This is a genomic window from Ramlibacter tataouinensis (assembly GCF_027941915.1).
Lineage (GTDB): Bacteria > Pseudomonadota > Gammaproteobacteria > Burkholderiales > Burkholderiaceae_C > Ramlibacter > Ramlibacter tataouinensis_C.
Genome location: NZ_CP116009.1, coordinates 2785212 through 2801141, shown reverse-complemented (window position 1 = coordinate 2801141; position 15930 = coordinate 2785212). Strand labels below are relative to the sequence as shown.

At 69.3% G+C, this 15930-nt stretch carries 17 protein-coding genes; 3 read left to right on the top strand and 14 right to left on the bottom strand.

Translation table 11 applies throughout. The annotated features are described in order from the left end of the window. Positions 1-11 precede the first annotated feature (11 nt). The 4 genes from can to PE066_RS13270 form a co-directional block, all read right to left on the bottom strand. Positions 12-665, bottom strand: a complete 654-nt coding sequence (gene can / locus PE066_RS13285; protein ID WP_271233010.1) for a carbonate dehydratase — start codon at positions 663-665, stop codon at positions 12-14. 117 nt (positions 666-782) lie between these two features. Next, positions 783-1961 (bottom strand): isovaleryl-CoA dehydrogenase, encoded by a 1179-nt coding sequence (locus tag PE066_RS13280; RefSeq protein WP_271233009.1) that lies wholly within the window; start codon positions 1959-1961, stop codon positions 783-785. 150 nt (positions 1962-2111) lie between these two features. After that, the gene (locus PE066_RS13275) at positions 2112-2573 is read right to left on the bottom strand and encodes a PaaI family thioesterase (protein WP_271233008.1); all 462 of its coding nucleotides are present in this window, start codon (positions 2571-2573) and stop codon (positions 2112-2114) included. Positions 2574-2604: 31 nt separating this feature from the next. Beyond that, on the bottom strand, positions 2605-3018 hold the full coding sequence (locus PE066_RS13270; RefSeq protein ID WP_271233007.1) for a MerR family transcriptional regulator: 414 nt from the start codon (positions 3016-3018) through the stop codon (positions 2605-2607). Positions 3019-3131: 113 nt separating this feature from the next. Between PE066_RS13270 and PE066_RS13265 the strand changes: the two genes are divergently transcribed. Then, positions 3132-4202 (top strand): MBL fold metallo-hydrolase, encoded by a 1071-nt coding sequence (locus tag PE066_RS13265; protein ID WP_271233006.1) that lies wholly within the window; start codon positions 3132-3134, stop codon positions 4200-4202. A 46-nt stretch (positions 4203-4248) separates the two neighbouring features. Here PE066_RS13265 and PE066_RS13260 read toward each other — a convergent pair whose 3' ends face one another. The 9 genes from PE066_RS13260 to PE066_RS13220 form a co-directional block, all read right to left on the bottom strand. Further along, positions 4249-5157, bottom strand: coding sequence for a M48 family metallopeptidase (locus PE066_RS13260; protein ID WP_271233005.1), 909 nt, complete (start codon positions 5155-5157; stop codon positions 4249-4251). A 43-nt stretch (positions 5158-5200) separates the two neighbouring features. After that, entirely contained in the window at positions 5201-5935 is a 735-nt protein-coding gene (locus tag PE066_RS13255; RefSeq protein ID WP_271233004.1) for a lysophospholipid acyltransferase family protein, read from the bottom strand. Positions 5936-5939: 4 nt separating this feature from the next. Beyond that, entirely contained in the window at positions 5940-6506 is a 567-nt protein-coding gene (gene gmhB, locus PE066_RS13250; RefSeq protein WP_271233003.1) for a D-glycero-beta-D-manno-heptose 1,7-bisphosphate 7-phosphatase, read from the bottom strand. A 13-nt stretch (positions 6507-6519) separates the two neighbouring features. Then, positions 6520-8625, bottom strand: a complete 2106-nt coding sequence (gene glyS / locus PE066_RS13245) for a glycine--tRNA ligase subunit beta (RefSeq protein ID WP_271233002.1) — start codon at positions 8623-8625, stop codon at positions 6520-6522. Next, positions 8625-9554, bottom strand: a complete 930-nt coding sequence (gene glyQ, locus PE066_RS13240) for a glycine--tRNA ligase subunit alpha (RefSeq protein WP_271233001.1) — start codon at positions 9552-9554, stop codon at positions 8625-8627. Before glyQ ends, glyS begins: the two co-directional genes overlap by 1 nt. An 11-nt stretch (positions 9555-9565) precedes the next feature. Continuing rightward, entirely contained in the window at positions 9566-11080 is a 1515-nt protein-coding gene (gene lnt / locus PE066_RS13235; protein ID WP_271236574.1) for an apolipoprotein N-acyltransferase, read from the bottom strand. A 17-nt stretch (positions 11081-11097) separates the two neighbouring features. Further along, a complete protein-coding gene (locus tag PE066_RS13230; RefSeq protein ID WP_271233000.1) occupies positions 11098-11979 on the bottom strand; it encodes an HlyC/CorC family transporter in 882 nt (293 codons plus the stop codon). A 92-nt stretch (positions 11980-12071) separates the two neighbouring features. Continuing rightward, positions 12072-12716, bottom strand: coding sequence for a GNAT family N-acetyltransferase (locus PE066_RS13225; protein ID WP_271232999.1), 645 nt, complete (start codon positions 12714-12716; stop codon positions 12072-12074). 96 nt (positions 12717-12812) lie between these two features. Further along, positions 12813-13295, bottom strand: coding sequence for an Lrp/AsnC family transcriptional regulator (locus PE066_RS13220; protein ID WP_271232998.1), 483 nt, complete (start codon positions 13293-13295; stop codon positions 12813-12815). A gap of 109 nt (positions 13296-13404) precedes the next feature. On the opposite strand from PE066_RS13220, the gene hppD reads away from it, so the two are divergent. Together hppD and PE066_RS13210 are read left to right on the top strand one after the other, a co-directional pair. Continuing rightward, complete coding sequence (hppD, locus tag PE066_RS13215; protein ID WP_271232997.1) at positions 13405-14544, top strand: 4-hydroxyphenylpyruvate dioxygenase; 1140 nt, start codon at positions 13405-13407, stop codon at positions 14542-14544. A 138-nt stretch (positions 14545-14682) separates the two neighbouring features. Further along, positions 14683-15267 (top strand): adenylate/guanylate cyclase domain-containing protein, encoded by a 585-nt coding sequence (locus PE066_RS13210; RefSeq protein ID WP_271232996.1) that lies wholly within the window; start codon positions 14683-14685, stop codon positions 15265-15267. A 12-nt stretch (positions 15268-15279) separates the two neighbouring features. Here the strand turns inward: PE066_RS13210 and PE066_RS13205 are convergent, their stop codons facing one another. After that, a complete protein-coding gene (locus PE066_RS13205) occupies positions 15280-15930 on the bottom strand; it encodes a Crp/Fnr family transcriptional regulator (RefSeq protein WP_271232995.1) in 651 nt (216 codons plus the stop codon).

The window sequence follows — 15930 nt, the reverse complement described above, 5'->3', positions numbered from 1 at the left end:
GCCCGTGCGCTTCAGCGCTGCGCGTCGACCACCGCGCGCAGCGCGGCCCGGTACTGCGGCTCCAGTTCGTCGGGGCCGGCCACGTCCATGCGCAGGTCCTGCAGCAGCCCGTCGTTGATGCCGTAGGCCCAGCCGTGCACCGCGACCGGCTGGCCCTTGGCCCAGGCATCGATCAGCACCGTGCTGACGCAGACGTTGACCACCTGCTCGATCACATTGAGCTCGACCAGCGTGTCGACGCGCCGCTCGGGCGCCGTGTTCTCCAGGATGCCGCGGTGCCGGTCGCGCACGTTCTGGATGTGGCGGATCCAGTTGTCGGCCAGGCCGACGCGGATGTCTTCGAGCGCTGCCTGCACGCCGCCGCAGCCGTAGTGGCCGACCACCATGATGTGGCGCACCTTGAGCATCTCCACCGCGAACTGGATGGCCGACAGCGCGTTGAGGTCCGAGTGCACCACCACGTTGGCGACGTTGCGGTGCACGAACACCTCGCCCGGCTCGAGCCCGGTGATCTGGTTGGCCGGCACCCGGCTGTCGCTGCAGCCGATCCACATGTACTGGGGCCGCTGCTGCTGCTGCAGGCCGGTGAAGAAGCCGGGGCGCTCGCGCTCCATCTGCGCGGCCCAGGCGCGGTTGTGGGCGAACAGGTCCTTGATATCGGGCATCGGGGTATTTTCGAGTGGCTGGGGGATTGAAAGCTACTGGCTAGGGAGTTCTGCGTATGGCGAGGACCCGGGGCCTTGCTCGCGGCCCCGGCCTCCGAGCCGAGGCAGCGCCGCGCGCTACATCGTCTCCGCGAACAGCTCCCGCCCGATCAGCATGCGCCGGATCTCGCTGGTGCCGGCGCCGATCTCGTAGAGCTTGGCGTCGCGCCACAGGCGACCGAGTGGGTACTCGTTGATGTAGCCGTTGCCGCCGAAGATCTGGATGCCCTCGCCTGCCATCCAGGTGGCCTTCTCGGCGCACCACAGGATGACCGAGGCGCAGTCCTTGCGCACCTGGCGCACGTGCTCGGCGCCCAGCATGTCCAGGTTCTTGCCGACCGTGTAGCAGAAGGCGCGCGCCGCCTGCAGCACGGTGTACATGTCGGCGACCTTGCCCTGGATGAGCTGGAACTCGCCGATGCTCTGGCCGAACTGCTTGCGGTCGTGGATGTAGGGCACCACGTTGTCGAGCACGGCCTGCATGATCCCGATCGGGCCGGCCGCCAGCACGGCACGCTCGTAGTCGAGGCCGGACATCAGCACCTTGGCGCCGCCGTTGAGCGACCCCAGCACGTTCTCGGCCGGCACTTCCACGTCCTGGAACACCAGCTCGCCGGTGTGGCTGCCGCGCATGCCCAGCTTGTCGAGCTTCTGGGCGATGGAGAAGCCCTTCATTCCCTTCTCGATCAGGAAGGCGGTGACGCCGCGCGCGCCCAGCTCGGGTTCGGTCTTGGCATAGACCACCAGCGTGTCGGCATCCGGGCCGTTGGTGATCCAGAACTTGCTGCCGTTCAGGAGGTAGTAGCCGCCCTTGTCCTCGGCCTTGAGCTTCATGGAGATCACGTCGCTGCCGGCACCGGGCTCGCTCATCGCCAGCGCCCCGACGTGCTCGCCGGAGATCAGCTTGGGCAGGTACTTGCTCTTCTGCGCCTCGCTGCCGTTGCGCTTGATCTGGTTGACGCACAGGTTGCTGTGGGCGCCGTAGGACAGGCCGACCGAGGCGGAGGCGCGCGAGATCTCCTCCATCGCCACCATGTGCGCCAGGTAGCCCATGTTGGCGCCGCCGTAGGCCTCGGGCACGGTGATCCCCAGCACGCCCAGCTCGCCCATCTTGCGCCACAGGTCCATCGGGAACTGGTCGCTGCGGTCGATCTCGGCCGCGCGCGGTGCGATCTCGGCATCGGCGAAGGCGCGCACCGCCTCGCGCAGCGCGTCGATGTCTTCGCCCAACTGGAAGTTCAGCCCTGGCAGATTCATTTCAGTCTCCTGTTGCTCGAAATTCCCGTGCCCTTCGAGGTTCTCGGCCTGCGCGCGGTCGGGTCGCGTGCCACCGCGGAACCGGCTCTGCCGGGCCGCTGGTGGCGCCCCTTTGAGGGGAGCGGCCGAAGGCCGCTTCGGGATGATCCATTAGTGCTTGATGTCCTCGCGGCCGCTGATCGCCATCATCGTGGCACTCATGGTGGCGACCAGCTTCTCGCGCCCTTCGTCGATCGCATAGGCGCGGCCTTCGACCACGCTGATCGTGCGCCCGGGCTTGATCACCGTGCCGACCATGCGGAAGCGCTGGCCGCGGGCAGGCGCCACGAAGTTGACCTTGTATTCGATGCTCAGCACGCCCACGTCGGCCGGCATCAGCGTGGACGCGGCATAGCCGCAGGCCGAGTCGAGGGCGGCGCCGACGATGCCGCCGTGCAGGAAGCCGTGCTGCTGGGTCACGTGCGGCGCCCACGGCAGCTGGATCTCGACCTCGCCCGCCTCGGCGCGCACCATGCGGGCGCCGATCGTCTCCATCGCACTCTGGCGCGCGAAGCTGGCCCGAACCCGGGCCTCGAAGTCGGGATCCGGCGCCTTGAAATCGGGTTTGGCCATGGGCAAGAGTTGACGTTTACGTAAACGTCAATTATGCCTGCCGGGCCCGCGGCGCCTCTTTGCCGATGCGCCCCAGCAGGGCCTTGGCCTCCCGCTCGTGCTCCTTGACCTCGTCCAGGTTGGCCTGCAGGTCGGCCAGCTGCTCTTCCAGCTGCTTGCGGTGCTGGGCCAGGATGGCGAGGAACTTGCGCAGTTGCGGGCCGGTGTCGCGCGGGCTGTCGTACATGTCGATCAGCTCGCGCGCTTCCGACAGCGACAGACCCAGTCGCTTGGCGCGCAGCGTCAGCTTCAGCCGGGTGCGGTCGCGCGCGCTGTAGACGCGGTTGCGCCCGCCCGGCCCCGAGCGCTCGGGCTGCAGCAGCCCCATGTCCTCGTAGAAGCGCATCGCCCGGGTGGTGAGGTCGAACTCGCGCGCCAGGTCGCTGATGGTGTAGGTGGTGGCCATTCGAAGGGCTGTTCGGCGGGAGACAGGGGCCCGCGGCCGGGGTCCCTAGAATGGCCGATTACATCTGACGTTTACGTCAACGTCAATTCCGCCGTACCGCAGGACCCCTTTCCATGAATCTCCAAGAAGCCGAGCTGAACTACCCCCTGGGCGACACCCTGCCCGCGCCCGGGCGCACGCTGGAGATCGCGCCGGGTGTGCGCTGGGTCCGCATGGCGTTGCCGTTCGCCCTGGACCACATCAACCTCTGGCTGCTGCGCGACGAACTGGACGGGCAGGCCGGCTGGACCGTGGTGGACTGCTGCATCGCCCGCGACGAAGCCAAGGCACAGTGGGAAGAGGTGTTCGCCTCCTCGCTGGAGGGCCTGCCGGTGCTGCGCGTGATGGTCACCCACATGCACCCCGACCACATCGGCCTGGCGCACTGGCTGTGCCAGCGCTGGACCACGTCGGAGCACACCTGCCGGCTGTGGATCAGCGCCACCGACTTCAACGCCGCCCGGGTCGCCTCGCAGAGCACCACCGGCTTCGGCGGCGCGGCCGCGGCCGATTTCTTCGCCTCGCATGGCCTCAGCGACCCGGAATCGATCGAGAAGATCCGCGCGCGCGCCAGCTACTACCCGAGCATGGTGCCGGACGTGCCGCGCAGCTTCCGGCGGCTGCAGGACGGCGATCAGGTCCGCATCGGCGGGCGCGACTGGCAGTGCATCGCCGGCTACGGGCACGCGCCCGAGCACATCTCGCTGTTCTGCCCGGAGCTGAAGCTGCTGATCAGCGGCGACATGGTGCTGCCGCGCATTTCCACCAACATCAGCGTCTACGACGTGGAGCCGGAGTCCAACCCGCTCCAGCTGTTCCTGTCTTCGATCGAGCGGCTGCGCCGGCTGCCGCAGGACACGCGGGTGCTGCCCTCGCACGGCAAGCCCTTCACCGGCCTGCACCGCCGCATCGACCAGTTGCATGAGCACCACCGCGAGCGGCTGGCCGATGTGCTGCAGGCCTGCGCCGAGCGGCCGCGCACGGCGGCCGAGATGCTGCCGGTGCTGTTCAAGCGCAAGCTCGACCTGCACCAGACCACCTTCGCCATGGGCGAAGCGGTGGCCCACCTGCACGCGCTCTGGTACGAGGGCCGGTTGCGGCGCGAGCGCGGTGCCGACGGCGTCTGGCGCTTCGCCGCCGGCTGACGGACGGCCGGGTGCGACGGCAGGGCTGCGGCGTTCGCCCCGCCGTTCACCAGCCCGGTATCGCCTCGTCCTTGAGCTGGCCGCGCAGCTGGGCGTAGTCCGGCACCACGGTGGCGACCGTGTCCCAGAAGCGCGGACTGTGGTCCATCACCCGCAGGTGCGACAGCTCGTGCGCGACCACGTAGTCGATCACCGGCAGGCGGAAATGCACAAGCCGCCAGTTCAACCGGATGGTGCCGTCCGAGTGGGCCGTTCCCCAGCGCGTGCCGGCGTTGCTCAGCGCCAGCTTGCGCCACTGCACGGCCAGCAGCGGAGCGAAGTGGTCCAGTCGCTCGGTGAACAGGCGCCGGGCCTGCCGCATCAGCCAGGCCTGCACCACGTCGCGGATCTTCTCGGGCGCCGCGTCCTGCGGCAGGCCGACGTGCAGCGTCAGCCGCGGCACGCCGGGCAGCGCCTGGGCGTCGGTGTTCAGCACGGCGCCGGTGCCGCGGCGCGGGTCCAGCACCACGATCACCGGCTCGCCCAGGAACGGGAAGCTGGCGCCGTCCTTCCATTCGATGCGAGCCGATTCGAGCTTGTCCTGGCGCTGGCGCGCGGCCTGCAGCTTGGCCAGGATCCAGCCGGATTTTTCCTGCACCGCGGCATCGACTTCGCGCAGCGGCACCCAGTTCGGCGCGCTGACCGTCAGGCCTTCGGCGCCGACGACAAAGCCGATGCTGCGGCGGCGCCGCCGGCGGAACTCGTAGGCCACGAAGGTGCCGCCCAGCGTGGCCTGCCGGTTGGCGCGCGGGTGGTGGAAGGTGGCCGGGGCGAGCACCGCCGCCAGCGGCTCGGCCGGCGGCGCGGCCGGCTCGGGTTCGGGCAGCGGCGCCGGTTGGACGGCAGGCTTTGCAGGCGCGGAGGCCGCCGGCGCGGGATCGAGGAAATCGAGCGTGAGCTGCAGGAACTTCAGCACGGCGGGCAGTATAGGCAGCGCGCTTGCGGGCAGCGATGCGCCGCTAGCGGTAGGCCTCGGGGTCGAGCCGGCGCATCTCGGCTTCGATCCAGGTCTCGACCTGGCGCATCAGCTCGTCGGGATCGCGCCCCTGGCTGGGAATCGGCCGGCCGATCGAGACGTCGACCAGGCCGGGTCGCTTGATGAAGGCCTTGCGCGGCCAGACCTTGGCCGAGCTCACCGCGATCGGGATCACGGGCGCGCCGGTGGCCACCGCCAGCCGGGTGCCGCCGGTCTTGTAGGTGCCCTGCCGGCCGCGCGGGATGCGCGTGCCTTCCGGGAACATGATGATCCAGATGCCTTGCGCGAGCAGGCGCTTGCCCTGTTCGACCACCCTGTTGAACGCCTGGGCGCGCTTGCGGCGGTCGATGTGGATCATGTCCATGCGCCCGATCGCCCAGCCGAAGAACGGGATGTAGATCAGCTCGCGCTTGAACACGTAGGCCAGCGGGTGCGGCATCAGCGTGGGCATCAGGAAGGTCTCCAGCGTGGACTGGTGCTTGACCAGCAGGATCGCCGGGCTGGTCTTGCCGTCCGGCAGGTGCTCCATGCCGGTCACGCGCACCTCGATGCCGCACAGGATGCGCGCCGCGCCGATCTGCCAGCGCAGCCAGCGCGCGGCCTTCCAGTACATCTGCTCGCCGTTGGCCCAGATCGAGGCGAGCACCATCCACAGCGCCCAGGGCACCACCGTCACCAGCATCCACAGCGCGTGCAGCGCCGATCGAACAAACGCCATGGGATCAGGCCTGCGGGCGCGGCGCCGGCCGCCCCACCAGGTATTCGGCGAACGCCGCCAGGTCCTCGTGCACCCGGGTGTCGGCGGGGAAGCTGTCCGGCAGGGGCTGGCCGCGATAGGGCGCGCCCTTGCCGGTCAGCACCAGGTGCGGCTCGCAGCCGGCGGCCACCGCCGCCTGCATGTCGCGCAGGCTGTCGCCGACCGCCGGCACGCCCTTGAGCTCGACGCCGAAGCGCTCGCCGATCTGCTCGAACAGGCCGGCCAGCGGCTTGCGGCAGCCGCAGCCGTCCTCCGGCGTGTGCGGGCAATAGAAGATCGCATCGACGCGGCCGCCATGGGCCGCCAGCAGCTTGTGCATCTTGGCGTTCATGGCGTTGAGCGTGGCCACGTCGAACAGCCCGCGCCCCAGGCCCGACTGGTTGGAGGCGATCGCCACGTGCCAGCCGGCGTGGTTCAGGCGGGCGATCGCTTCCAGCGCGCCGGGCAGCGGCTCCCACTCCTGCGGCGACTTGATGTACTCGTCGCTGTCCGCATTGATGGTGCCGTCGCGGTCGAGGATGACGAGCTTCATGCGGCTTGCGGGCTCAGGCGGCCAGGCGCGACAGGTCGGCCACGCGGTTCATCGCCCGGTGCAGCGTCGCCAGCAGGCCCAGCCGGTTCAGCCGCAGGTCGGTTTCCTCGGCGTTGACCATCACGCCGTCGAAGAACGCATCGACCGGGGCGCGCAAGGCCGCCAGCGTCTGCAGCGAGGCGGTGTAGTCGCCGGCCTCGAACTGGGCCTGGGCCGCCGGCGCCGTCTGGCGCATGGCGGCGTACAGCGCCTTCTCCGCCTCCTCGCGCAGCAGACCTTCCGCGGCGTGCGGATCCACCGGACCGTCGGCCTTCTTCAGGATGTTGCCGATGCGCTTGTTGGCGGCGGCCAGCGCCGGCGCCTCGGGCAGGGCCGCGAACGCGCGCACCGCTGCCAGCCGCTTGACCACGTCGCCCAGCCGCTGCGGCCGCAGCGACAGCACGGCATCGACCTCCTGCGCCGTGTAGCCCTGCTCGCGCAGCAGGCCGGCCAGCCGGTCGTAGATGAAGTCGGCCAGTTGCGCGCCGGTGCCGGCCGGCGCCTGCGGGAACAGCGCCAGCGATTCGGCGATGAGCGGATCCATCTGCAGCGGCAGGTCGCGCTCGAGCAGTATGCGCACGATGCCCAGCGCGTGGCGGCGCAGCGCGAACGGGTCCTTGTCGCCGCTGGGCAGCTGGCCGATCGAGAACAGGCCGACCAGGGTCTCCAGCTTGTCGGCCAGCGCCACCGCGATGCCGACGTCGCCGCGCGGCAGGCTGTCGCCGGCAAAGCGCGGCTTGTAGTGGTCCTCGATCGCATCGGCCATCCCGGCCGGCAGGCCGTCGGCCAGCGCGTAGTAGCGGCCCATGATGCCCTGCAGCTCGGGGAACTCGCCCACCATGTCGGTCAGCAGGTCGGCCTTGGCCAGCCGCGCGGCCTTGTCGGCGTGCACCGCCAGCTCGTCGCTGCCCATCTGCGCGCCGATCACCTTGGCCAGCGCGCGCACGCGCTCGATGCGCTCGCCCTGGGTGCCCAGCTTGTTGTGGTACACGACCTTGGCCAGGCCGTCGACCCGCGATTCGAGCGGCTTCTTGCGATCCTGGTCGAAGAAGAACTTGGCATCGGCCAGCCGCGGGCGCACCACGCGCTCGTTGCCGCCGATCACCGCGCCGGGGTCCTCGGGGCGGATGTTGCTCACCACCAGGAAGCGGTGGGTGAGCCGGCCCTGGGCGTCCAGCAGCGGGAAGTACTTCTGGTTGGCCTTCATCGTGAGAATCAGGCACTCCTGCGGCACCTGCAGGAACTCGCGCTCGAAGGCGCAGGCCAGCACGTTGGGGCGCTCGACCAGCGCCGTCACTTCGTCGAGCAGCGCGTCGTCCTCGATCGGGCGGGCGCCCTCGCCCACCTGGGCGGCGACGGCGGCGAGCTGGCGCGCGATCTCGGCGCGGCGCTCCTCGAAGCCGGCGATCACCGCGCCCTGCTCCAGCAGCACGCGGGCGTAGCTGTCCGCATCCGGCACCGAAACGGCGCCGGCCGACTCGAAGCGATGGCCTTCGGTCACGCGGCCAGCCTGCAGGCCCAGCGCCTGGACCGGGATTACCTGGCTGCCGTGCAGCGCCACCAGCGCATGGGCCGGGCGCACGAACTTCACGTCGGTCCAGCCGTCGGCCAGCTGGTAGGTCATGACCTTGGGAATCGGCAGGCGCGCGATCGCTTCGGCCAGGGCCTTTTGCAGACCCTCGGCCAGCGTCGCGCCGCGGGCCGTGCTTTCATGGAACAGGGCTTCGGCCTTGCCGTCCATCACGCGCTTGAGGCCTGCCACGGCGGAGGCGTCTGCCCCCAGCGCCTGCAGCTTCTTCAGCAGCGCCGGCGTCGGCTGGCCCTGCGCATCCAAGCCGACGCTGACCGGCATCAGCTTCTGCGACACCGCCTTGTCGGCGGCGCGGTCCGCCACCCGGGTGACGTGCGCGGCCAGCCGGCGCGGCGAGGCATAGGGCGTGAGCACCGAGCCTTCGCCGGCCAGGCCCTGCGCCCTCAGTTGCTCCAGCAGCGTGGCGCCGAACGCCTCGCCCAGCTTCTTCAGGGCCTTGGGCGGCAGTTCCTCGACCAGCAGTTCGACCAGCAGGTTGTCGGTGGCCATCACGCAGCCTCCACCAGCTTGTCGGCCACCATCTTGGCGGTGGCAGCCTCGGCCCAGGCCTTCGGTGCCATCGGGAATCCCAGTCGCTGGCGGCTGAGCAGGTAGCTCTGGGCCACGCTGCGCGCCAGGTTGCGGATGCGGCCGATGTAGGCGGCGCGCTCGGTGACGCTGATCGCCCCGCGCGCGTCCAGCAGGTTGAACGAATGCGCGGCCTTGAGCACCTGCTCGTAGGCCGGCAGCGCCAGCTGCTGCTGCATCAGGTGCTGCGCCTGCTTCTCGTGGGCGCCGAAGGCGGTGAACAGGAACTCCGCGTCGCTGTGCTCGAAGTTGTAGGCCGACTGCTCGCGCTCGTTCTGCAGGTAGACGTCGCCGTACGTCAGCCCCTCGGTCCAGGTCAGGTCGTAGACGTTGTCCACGCCCTGCAGGTACATGGCCAGGCGCTCCAGGCCGTAGGTGATCTCGCCGGTGGCCGGCTTGCAGTCGATGCCGCCGACCTGCTGGAAGTAGGTGAACTGCGTCACCTCCATGCCATTGAGCCAGACCTCCCAGCCCAGGCCCCAGGCGCCCAGCGTCGGGTTCTCCCAGTCGTCCTCGACGAAGCGGATGTCGTTCTTCTTCAGGTCGAAGCCGAGCGCCTGCAGCGAGCCCAGGTACAGCTCCAGGATGTCGGCCGGCGCCGGCTTGAGCACCACCTGGTACTGGTAGTAGTGCTGCAGCCGGTTGGGGTTCTCGCCGTAGCGGCCGTCCTTGGGCCGGCGACTGGGCTGCACGTAGGCAGCTTTCCAGGGCTCGGGACCGATGGCGCGCAGGAAGGTGGCGGTGTGCGAGGTGCCGGCGCCCACCTCCATGTCGTACGGCTGCAGCAGCGCGCAACCCTGGGCATCCCAGTAGGCCTGCAGCTTGAGGATGATTTGCTGGAAGGTGAGCATTTGGCCCGATTTTAAGTGGCCGCTCTCCTGCGAAGCCGCACCATCGCTGCGAAAGCAGGAGCAAGGCCGAGGAGCCACAACGGCCACAGGCCCAGGCGCGCGGCCCACTGCGCGTAGGGCGTCACCCCCTCGCGCCCCTGCACCTCGCCGGTGAGCACGCCCCGGCTGAAACGCTCCAGCGCATGCGTCACGCGGCCGCGGTGGTCGATGATGGCGGTGGCGCCGGTGTTGGTGGCGCGGATCACCGGCCGCGCGAATTCGAGGGCGCGCATGCGGCTGATGTGCAGGTGCTGGTCGATCGCGATGGTGTTGCCGAACCAGCCGATGTTGCTCACGTTGACGAACACCGTCGGCGCGCGCGCCGGATCGGCGAAACGCGCCGCCAGTTCGTCGCCGAACAGGTCCTCGTAGCAGACGTTGGGCGCCAGGCGCTGGCCCTGCCATTCGAACGAGGGCTGGCCGACGGCGCCGCGGTTGAAATCGCCCAGCGGGATGTTCATCAGGTCGGTGAACCAGCGGAACAGCGGCGGGATGAACTCGCCGAAGGGCACCAGGTGGTGCTTGTCGTAGCGATAGGCGTCGGCGCCGGGCTTGAGGCCCACCACCGAATTGGTGTAGCCCTGCTCGAAGCTGCCCAGCGGGATGCCGACCAGCGCCGCCTGGCCGCCCTGGCCGAAGCGCGCGGCGAGGGCCTGCAGGTAGCCTTCGGGCAGCTGCTGCGGCAGCAGCGGAATGGCCGTTTCCGGCGCCACCGTCAGGCTGGAGCGGCTGGCCTGCAACTGCTGGCCGTACCAGTCCAGCGCCAGCGGCACCCCGCTGCCGGACTCGAACTTCTCGTCCTGCGGGATGTTCCCTTGCAGCAGCGTGACCGACAGGGGCTCGCCAGCGGCATCTCCATGCCGCGCATCCACCTGGGCGCAGGCCGCCAGCAGCAAGGCCGCGCCGACGAGGCCGGCCCAATAGCCGCGCGAGCGGCGCATTTCGTGCAGCCGGGACAGGGCGAAAGCCGCGGCAGCGGCGATCAGGCCGATGCCGTACGCGCCGGTCCAGGGCGCCAGGAAGGCCAGGGGGCCGTCGACGTGGGCATAGCCGCCGGCGCCCCAGGGAAAGCCGGTGAACCACTCGGCGCGCAGCAGCTCCGCCAGCAGCCACAGCGCCGCGAAGGCGGCCGCCCCAGCCATCAGGCCGCGCGGCGCCAACCAGCGGAACACCGCGGCCGCGGTGGCGTAGTAGGCCCCCAGGAACGCGGCCAGCGCCAGCACGGCGAGCGCCGCGAGCGGCGCCGCCAGCCCGCCGTAGGTGTGCATGGAGATGAACAGCCACCAGAAGGTGCCGGCCAGCCAGGCCACGGCGAACAGCCAGCCTGCGAAGAAAGCTTGCCGGACCGTGGCGGTTGCATTCAGCGCCGCGCAGAACAGCGCCAGCGAGGCGAGCTGCAGCCACCACAGGGGCTGGCCGGTGGCGGGCCAGGCAATGGAGAACGCCTGCGCCAGTCCGGCGAGCGGCGCCAGCCCGCCCACGACCATGGGCGCGGCCGCGCGTGTCACCCGGCGCGATCGTCCGCGGCGGCCGGCGACACCTTGAACCAGCGCACGGCGCCGCCCTTGGTGTGCAGCACGACGAAATCGAGCCCGCCGATACGGTGGCTCTCGCCGCGGCGCGGCACGTGGCCCATCTCGTGCGCGATCAGGCCGCCGATGGTCTCGAAGCGGCCTTCCTCTTCCTCGTCGCTCGGCGCCAGCGTGACGCCGAAAGCCTCGCCTACCCGGTCGATGTCGGTGTCGCCGCTGACGCGCCAGGTGCGGTCGGCCAGCGCGAAGATGTCGCCGCCCTCCTCGCCGATGTCGAACTCGTCCTCGATCTCGCCGACGATCTGCTCGAGCACGTCCTCGATGGTGATCAGCCCGGCAATGCGGCCGAACTCGTCGACCACCACCGCCAGGTGGTTGCGGTTGCCGCGGAACTCGCGCAGCAGGTCGTTGAGCCCCTTGCTCTCGGGCACGAACACGGCCGGGCGCAGCAGCGCGCGCACGTTCAGCTCCGGCGCCCGCTGCAGCTTGAGCAGGTCCTTGGCCAGCAGGATGCCGATGATGTTCTCGCGATCGCCCTCGAACACCGGAAAGCGCGAGTGGGCAGTGCCGATCACCAGGTGCAGGATCTCGTCGTAGCGCGAGTCGATGTCGATCAGGTCCATCCTCGGCGCCGCCACCATGACGTCGCCGGCCGTGAGGTCCGCCATGCGGATCACGCCTTCGAGCATCACGCGGGACTCGGCGTCGATGACCTGGTTGTCTTCGGCGTCGGCGAGGGTGGAAATCAGTTCATCGCGGGAGTCGGGGCCCGGGTGGATGAACTCGGCGACCTTCTGCAGGAACGTGCGGCGATCTTCCCTGTCCGGGGATCGCGCAGGGTGGGGGTCGGACACAGCCTTGGGATGCAGGACGTGCGGTAGTTGGGGGACGAATAGGATAGCGCAATCGTTTTTCACCGCGCCCGGCGGCGGCCATACGCGCCCGCTCAGCTGCCGGACTTGTGCCGGCCCCGGCGCACGCCCTGCCGGGTTTCCTGCAGCCCGGCCAGGAACGTCCAGAAGCTGCGTGCCTGCTGCTTGAGGCGGTAGTCGGTCTGGGCCAGCTGCTCATCGACCAGCGCACTCACGCGGGTCTCGAGCGTCGCGGGAGGCAAGCGCAGGTGGGCTTCCGTCTCGCTGCCGAAACGCTCCAGCCGGGCGCCGGCGTTCTTCGCGATCTTGAGCATGGCCTTGTTTTCGCTGAGCGCATGGATGAACAGCATGTCCACCCCTTCGTTGCGGGCGTGGATCGCGGCGCGATCGAACAGGCGCCGGCCGAGGCCGCGGCCGCGGCCCTTGGCCAGCACCGAGACGCCGAACTCGGCGCAGCGGCTGGCCTCGGGGTCGCGCGAGAACGCCAGGTGCGCCATCGCGATCAGCTCGAGCTTGCGGTTGTAGATGCCGAAGATCTCGTCGTGCTCGAAATCGAGCTGCTCGACGTAGTGGCGCACCTGCTCGTCGGTCGCTGCGTAGCCGAACCGCAGGTAGCGGTCGTTGGCATCCAGCGCCAGCAGGTGCACGGCGATGCGTTCGCGGTGGCGCGGCCCGAGCGAGCGGATCGGGACGATGGCCGGTTCATGCATGGCAGCCATGGAACCAATTTAAGGGCTTTCGCCGGCGGACCAACCACCCGCGAGCCGGACAGGTAGTTCTACCTAGCACGGAAGGCTCAGCCAGGGGCGGCCCCGCTAGACCGGCATGGCGGTGGTCGCCTTGACGCTGTCGAGCACGAAGCTGGTCTTGCAGTCCTGCACGCTCGGGTGCTTGAGCAGCGTGTCCAGGATGAAGCGGCTGTAGTGGCTCATGTCCTGCACCACGACCCGCAGCAGGAAGTCCATCTCGCCGGTCAGCGCGGCGCACTCGACCACCTCGGGCCAGCCCTGCACGCTGGCGCGGAACACGTCCATCGGGTTGCGCTTGTGGCTCTCGGTGTGCTTTTCCAGCCGCACATTGATGTACGCGGTCAGGCCCAGCCCGACGGCCTCCGGCCGCACCAGGGCGACGTAGCGCTCGATCACGCCGGCCTCCTCCAGCCGCTTGACCCGGCGCAGCACGGCGCTGGCCGACAGGCCGACCTGCTCGCCGATCAGGTCGTAGGTCTCCCGGCCGTTGCGCTGCAGGGCCCGCAGGATCGCCTTGTCCAGCTTGTCAAGTGCGGCAACATCGGCCATGACGCAATTTTACTGCTCACTACGGTCATTTCGAGCCGTGGATCGGCGGAATATTGAGGTGCCCTGCACCTACAGTGGCGGCCTCCGTTATCCCTTGGAAGCTGCCCACATGAATGCCGCACTGCCCGCCCTAGCCACCCAGGCCGCCCCCGGCTGGGACAACCCGATGGGGACCGATGGCTTCGAGTTCATCGAGTACGCCGCGCCCGATCCGGGGGCGATGGGCGAGCTGTTCGAGCGCATGGGTTTTCGCGCCATCGCCCGGCACCGCCACAAGAATGTGGTGCTGTACCGGCAGGGCGGCATCAACTTCATCGTCAATGCGGAACCGGACTCCTTCGCCCAGCGCTTCGCGCGCCAGCACGGCCCCAGCATCTGCGCGATCGCCTTCCGGGTGCAGGACGCCAAGGCCGCGTACGAACGCGCCGTGTCGCTCGGCGCCTGGGGCTACGCCGGCCAGGCCGGCCCGGGCGAGTTGAACATCCCGGCCATCAAGGGCATCGGCGACAGCCTGATCTACCTGGTGGACCGCTGGCGCGGCAAGAACGGCGCGCGCCAGGGCGACATCGGCAACATCGGCTTCTACGACGTGGACTTCGAGCCCCTGCCCGGCATCGGCGCGCAGGAAGCGTTGGACCCGCGCGGGCATGGCCTGACCTACATCGACCACCTGACGCACAACGTGCACCGCGGGCGCATGGCCGAGTGGTCGGAGTTCTACGAGCGGCTGTTCAACTTCCGCGAGATCCGCTACTTCGACATCGAGGGCCAGGCGACCGGCGTCAAGAGCAAGGCCATGACCAGCCCGTGCGGCAAGATCCGCATCCCGATCAACGAGGAAGGCAACGACAAGGCCGGCCAGATCCAGGAGTACCTGGACCTGTACCGCGGCGAGGGCATCCAGCACATCGCCCTGGGTTCGACCGATCTTTACGAGACGGTGGACGCGCTGCAGCTGGCCGGCGTCAAGCTGCTGACCACCAGCGAGACCTACTACGAGCTGCTGCCCCGGCGGATTCCCGACCTGCAGGAGGACCTGGAGGGCTTGAAGCAGCGCAACATCCTGGTCGACGGCGAGCCCGGCGAGCTGCTGCTGCAGATCTTCAGCGAGAACCAGCTGGGCCCGATCTTCTTCGAGTTCATCCAGCGCAAGGGCAACCAGGGCTTCGGGGAGGGCAACTTCAAGGCGCTGTTCGAGACCATGGAGCTGGACCAGATGCGGCGCGGCGTGCTGACAGCGCCCCGCTGAACCCGGCTTTTGTCAGCACCCCTGTCATTTCTGACGGGGGTGGACCGTGCCACTCCGACGGAAGGCGGACGTGCGGGATTGCGCCGGAGGTCGCGAAAGTGACAATCCGAACTCATCCGTCGCCACGCCGCCCGCGCCATGAGCCCCGCACTCCCGCCCGACACCGTCCAGCTGACCGGGGTCATCCTGGTGCTCGACGTGGTCGAGTCGGTCCGGCTGATGGAAGTCGATGAAAGCGGCTACATCCTGCGCTGGCAGCGGTTCGTGCGCGAGATCCGGGAAGAGGTGCTGCCGGCGTTCGCGGGCCGCATCCACAAGAGCACGGGCGACGGGCTGTTGATCGAGTTCAGCGGTCCCCTGCAAGCCATCCAGGCCGCTTTCGGCATGCAGCGCTCCTGCGCGGCGGCCAACGCGGAATTGCGCCAGGAAGACCAACTGCACCTGCGCATCGCGGCCCATTTCGCGCAGTTCGTCGCCGACGAATACGACATCTATGGTTGCGGCGTCAACCTGGCGTACCGCCTGCTGCAACTGGCCACGCCGGACGAGATCTGTATCAGCGCCGACCTGCGCACCCTGCTCGGCGACGGCATCCCGGCGCGGGTGGTGGATTGCGGCATGCACCGGCTGCGGCACGTGCGCGACCCGGTGCACGTCTACAAGGTGCAGTTGGCGGAGTGCGATGCCGCGACCGGCAACGCACGGCTGCCTGCTGCCGTCTGAGTCGGCTGCAGGCTACCAGCGGGCCGGCAGCTTGCGTCGCAGCGTGATGCGCTTGACGCCGAGCTCCAGGTAGCCGCCCCGCTCCAGGTCCTTCAGCAGGCGGCTGACCATCTCGCGCGAGGAGCCGACGCGACTGGCGATGGCCTGGTGCGTGATCGGCGACAACACCACCGGCCGGCCCGGCACGGCCGGCCCCTCGTGCGCCTCCAGCGCGCGCACCACCCGGCCGTAGACGTCCAGCAAAGCCAGTTCCCGCGCTTTCAGCGTCGCTTCGCGCACGCGGCGGATCAGGCGCGACACCAGTTCCAGTGCAAAGGCCGGATCGCGGGCGAAATGATCGCGAAAGTCATCGCTGCCGACGATGGCGCAAATGCAGGGCTCGAGAGTCATCACGGAAGCGCAGCGCGGACCGCCGTCCAGCCACATCTCGGCGAAGTAGTCGCCCGGACCGACCACGCTGTAGACGATTTCGCGTCCTTCGGCGTCGTTGGAATAGACCTTTGCCTTGCCTTGCAACAGCACGAACGTGGAATCGCCGCGCTCGCCCTCTTGCACCAGGATGGTGTTCTTGCGATAGCTGCGGACGACGCCGCGCAGGGCAAGCGACCGGATGGGGGCTGTGAGCGAGGAGAAGAGGCGGTCGCGCGCCGCCGGGTCCAGCAT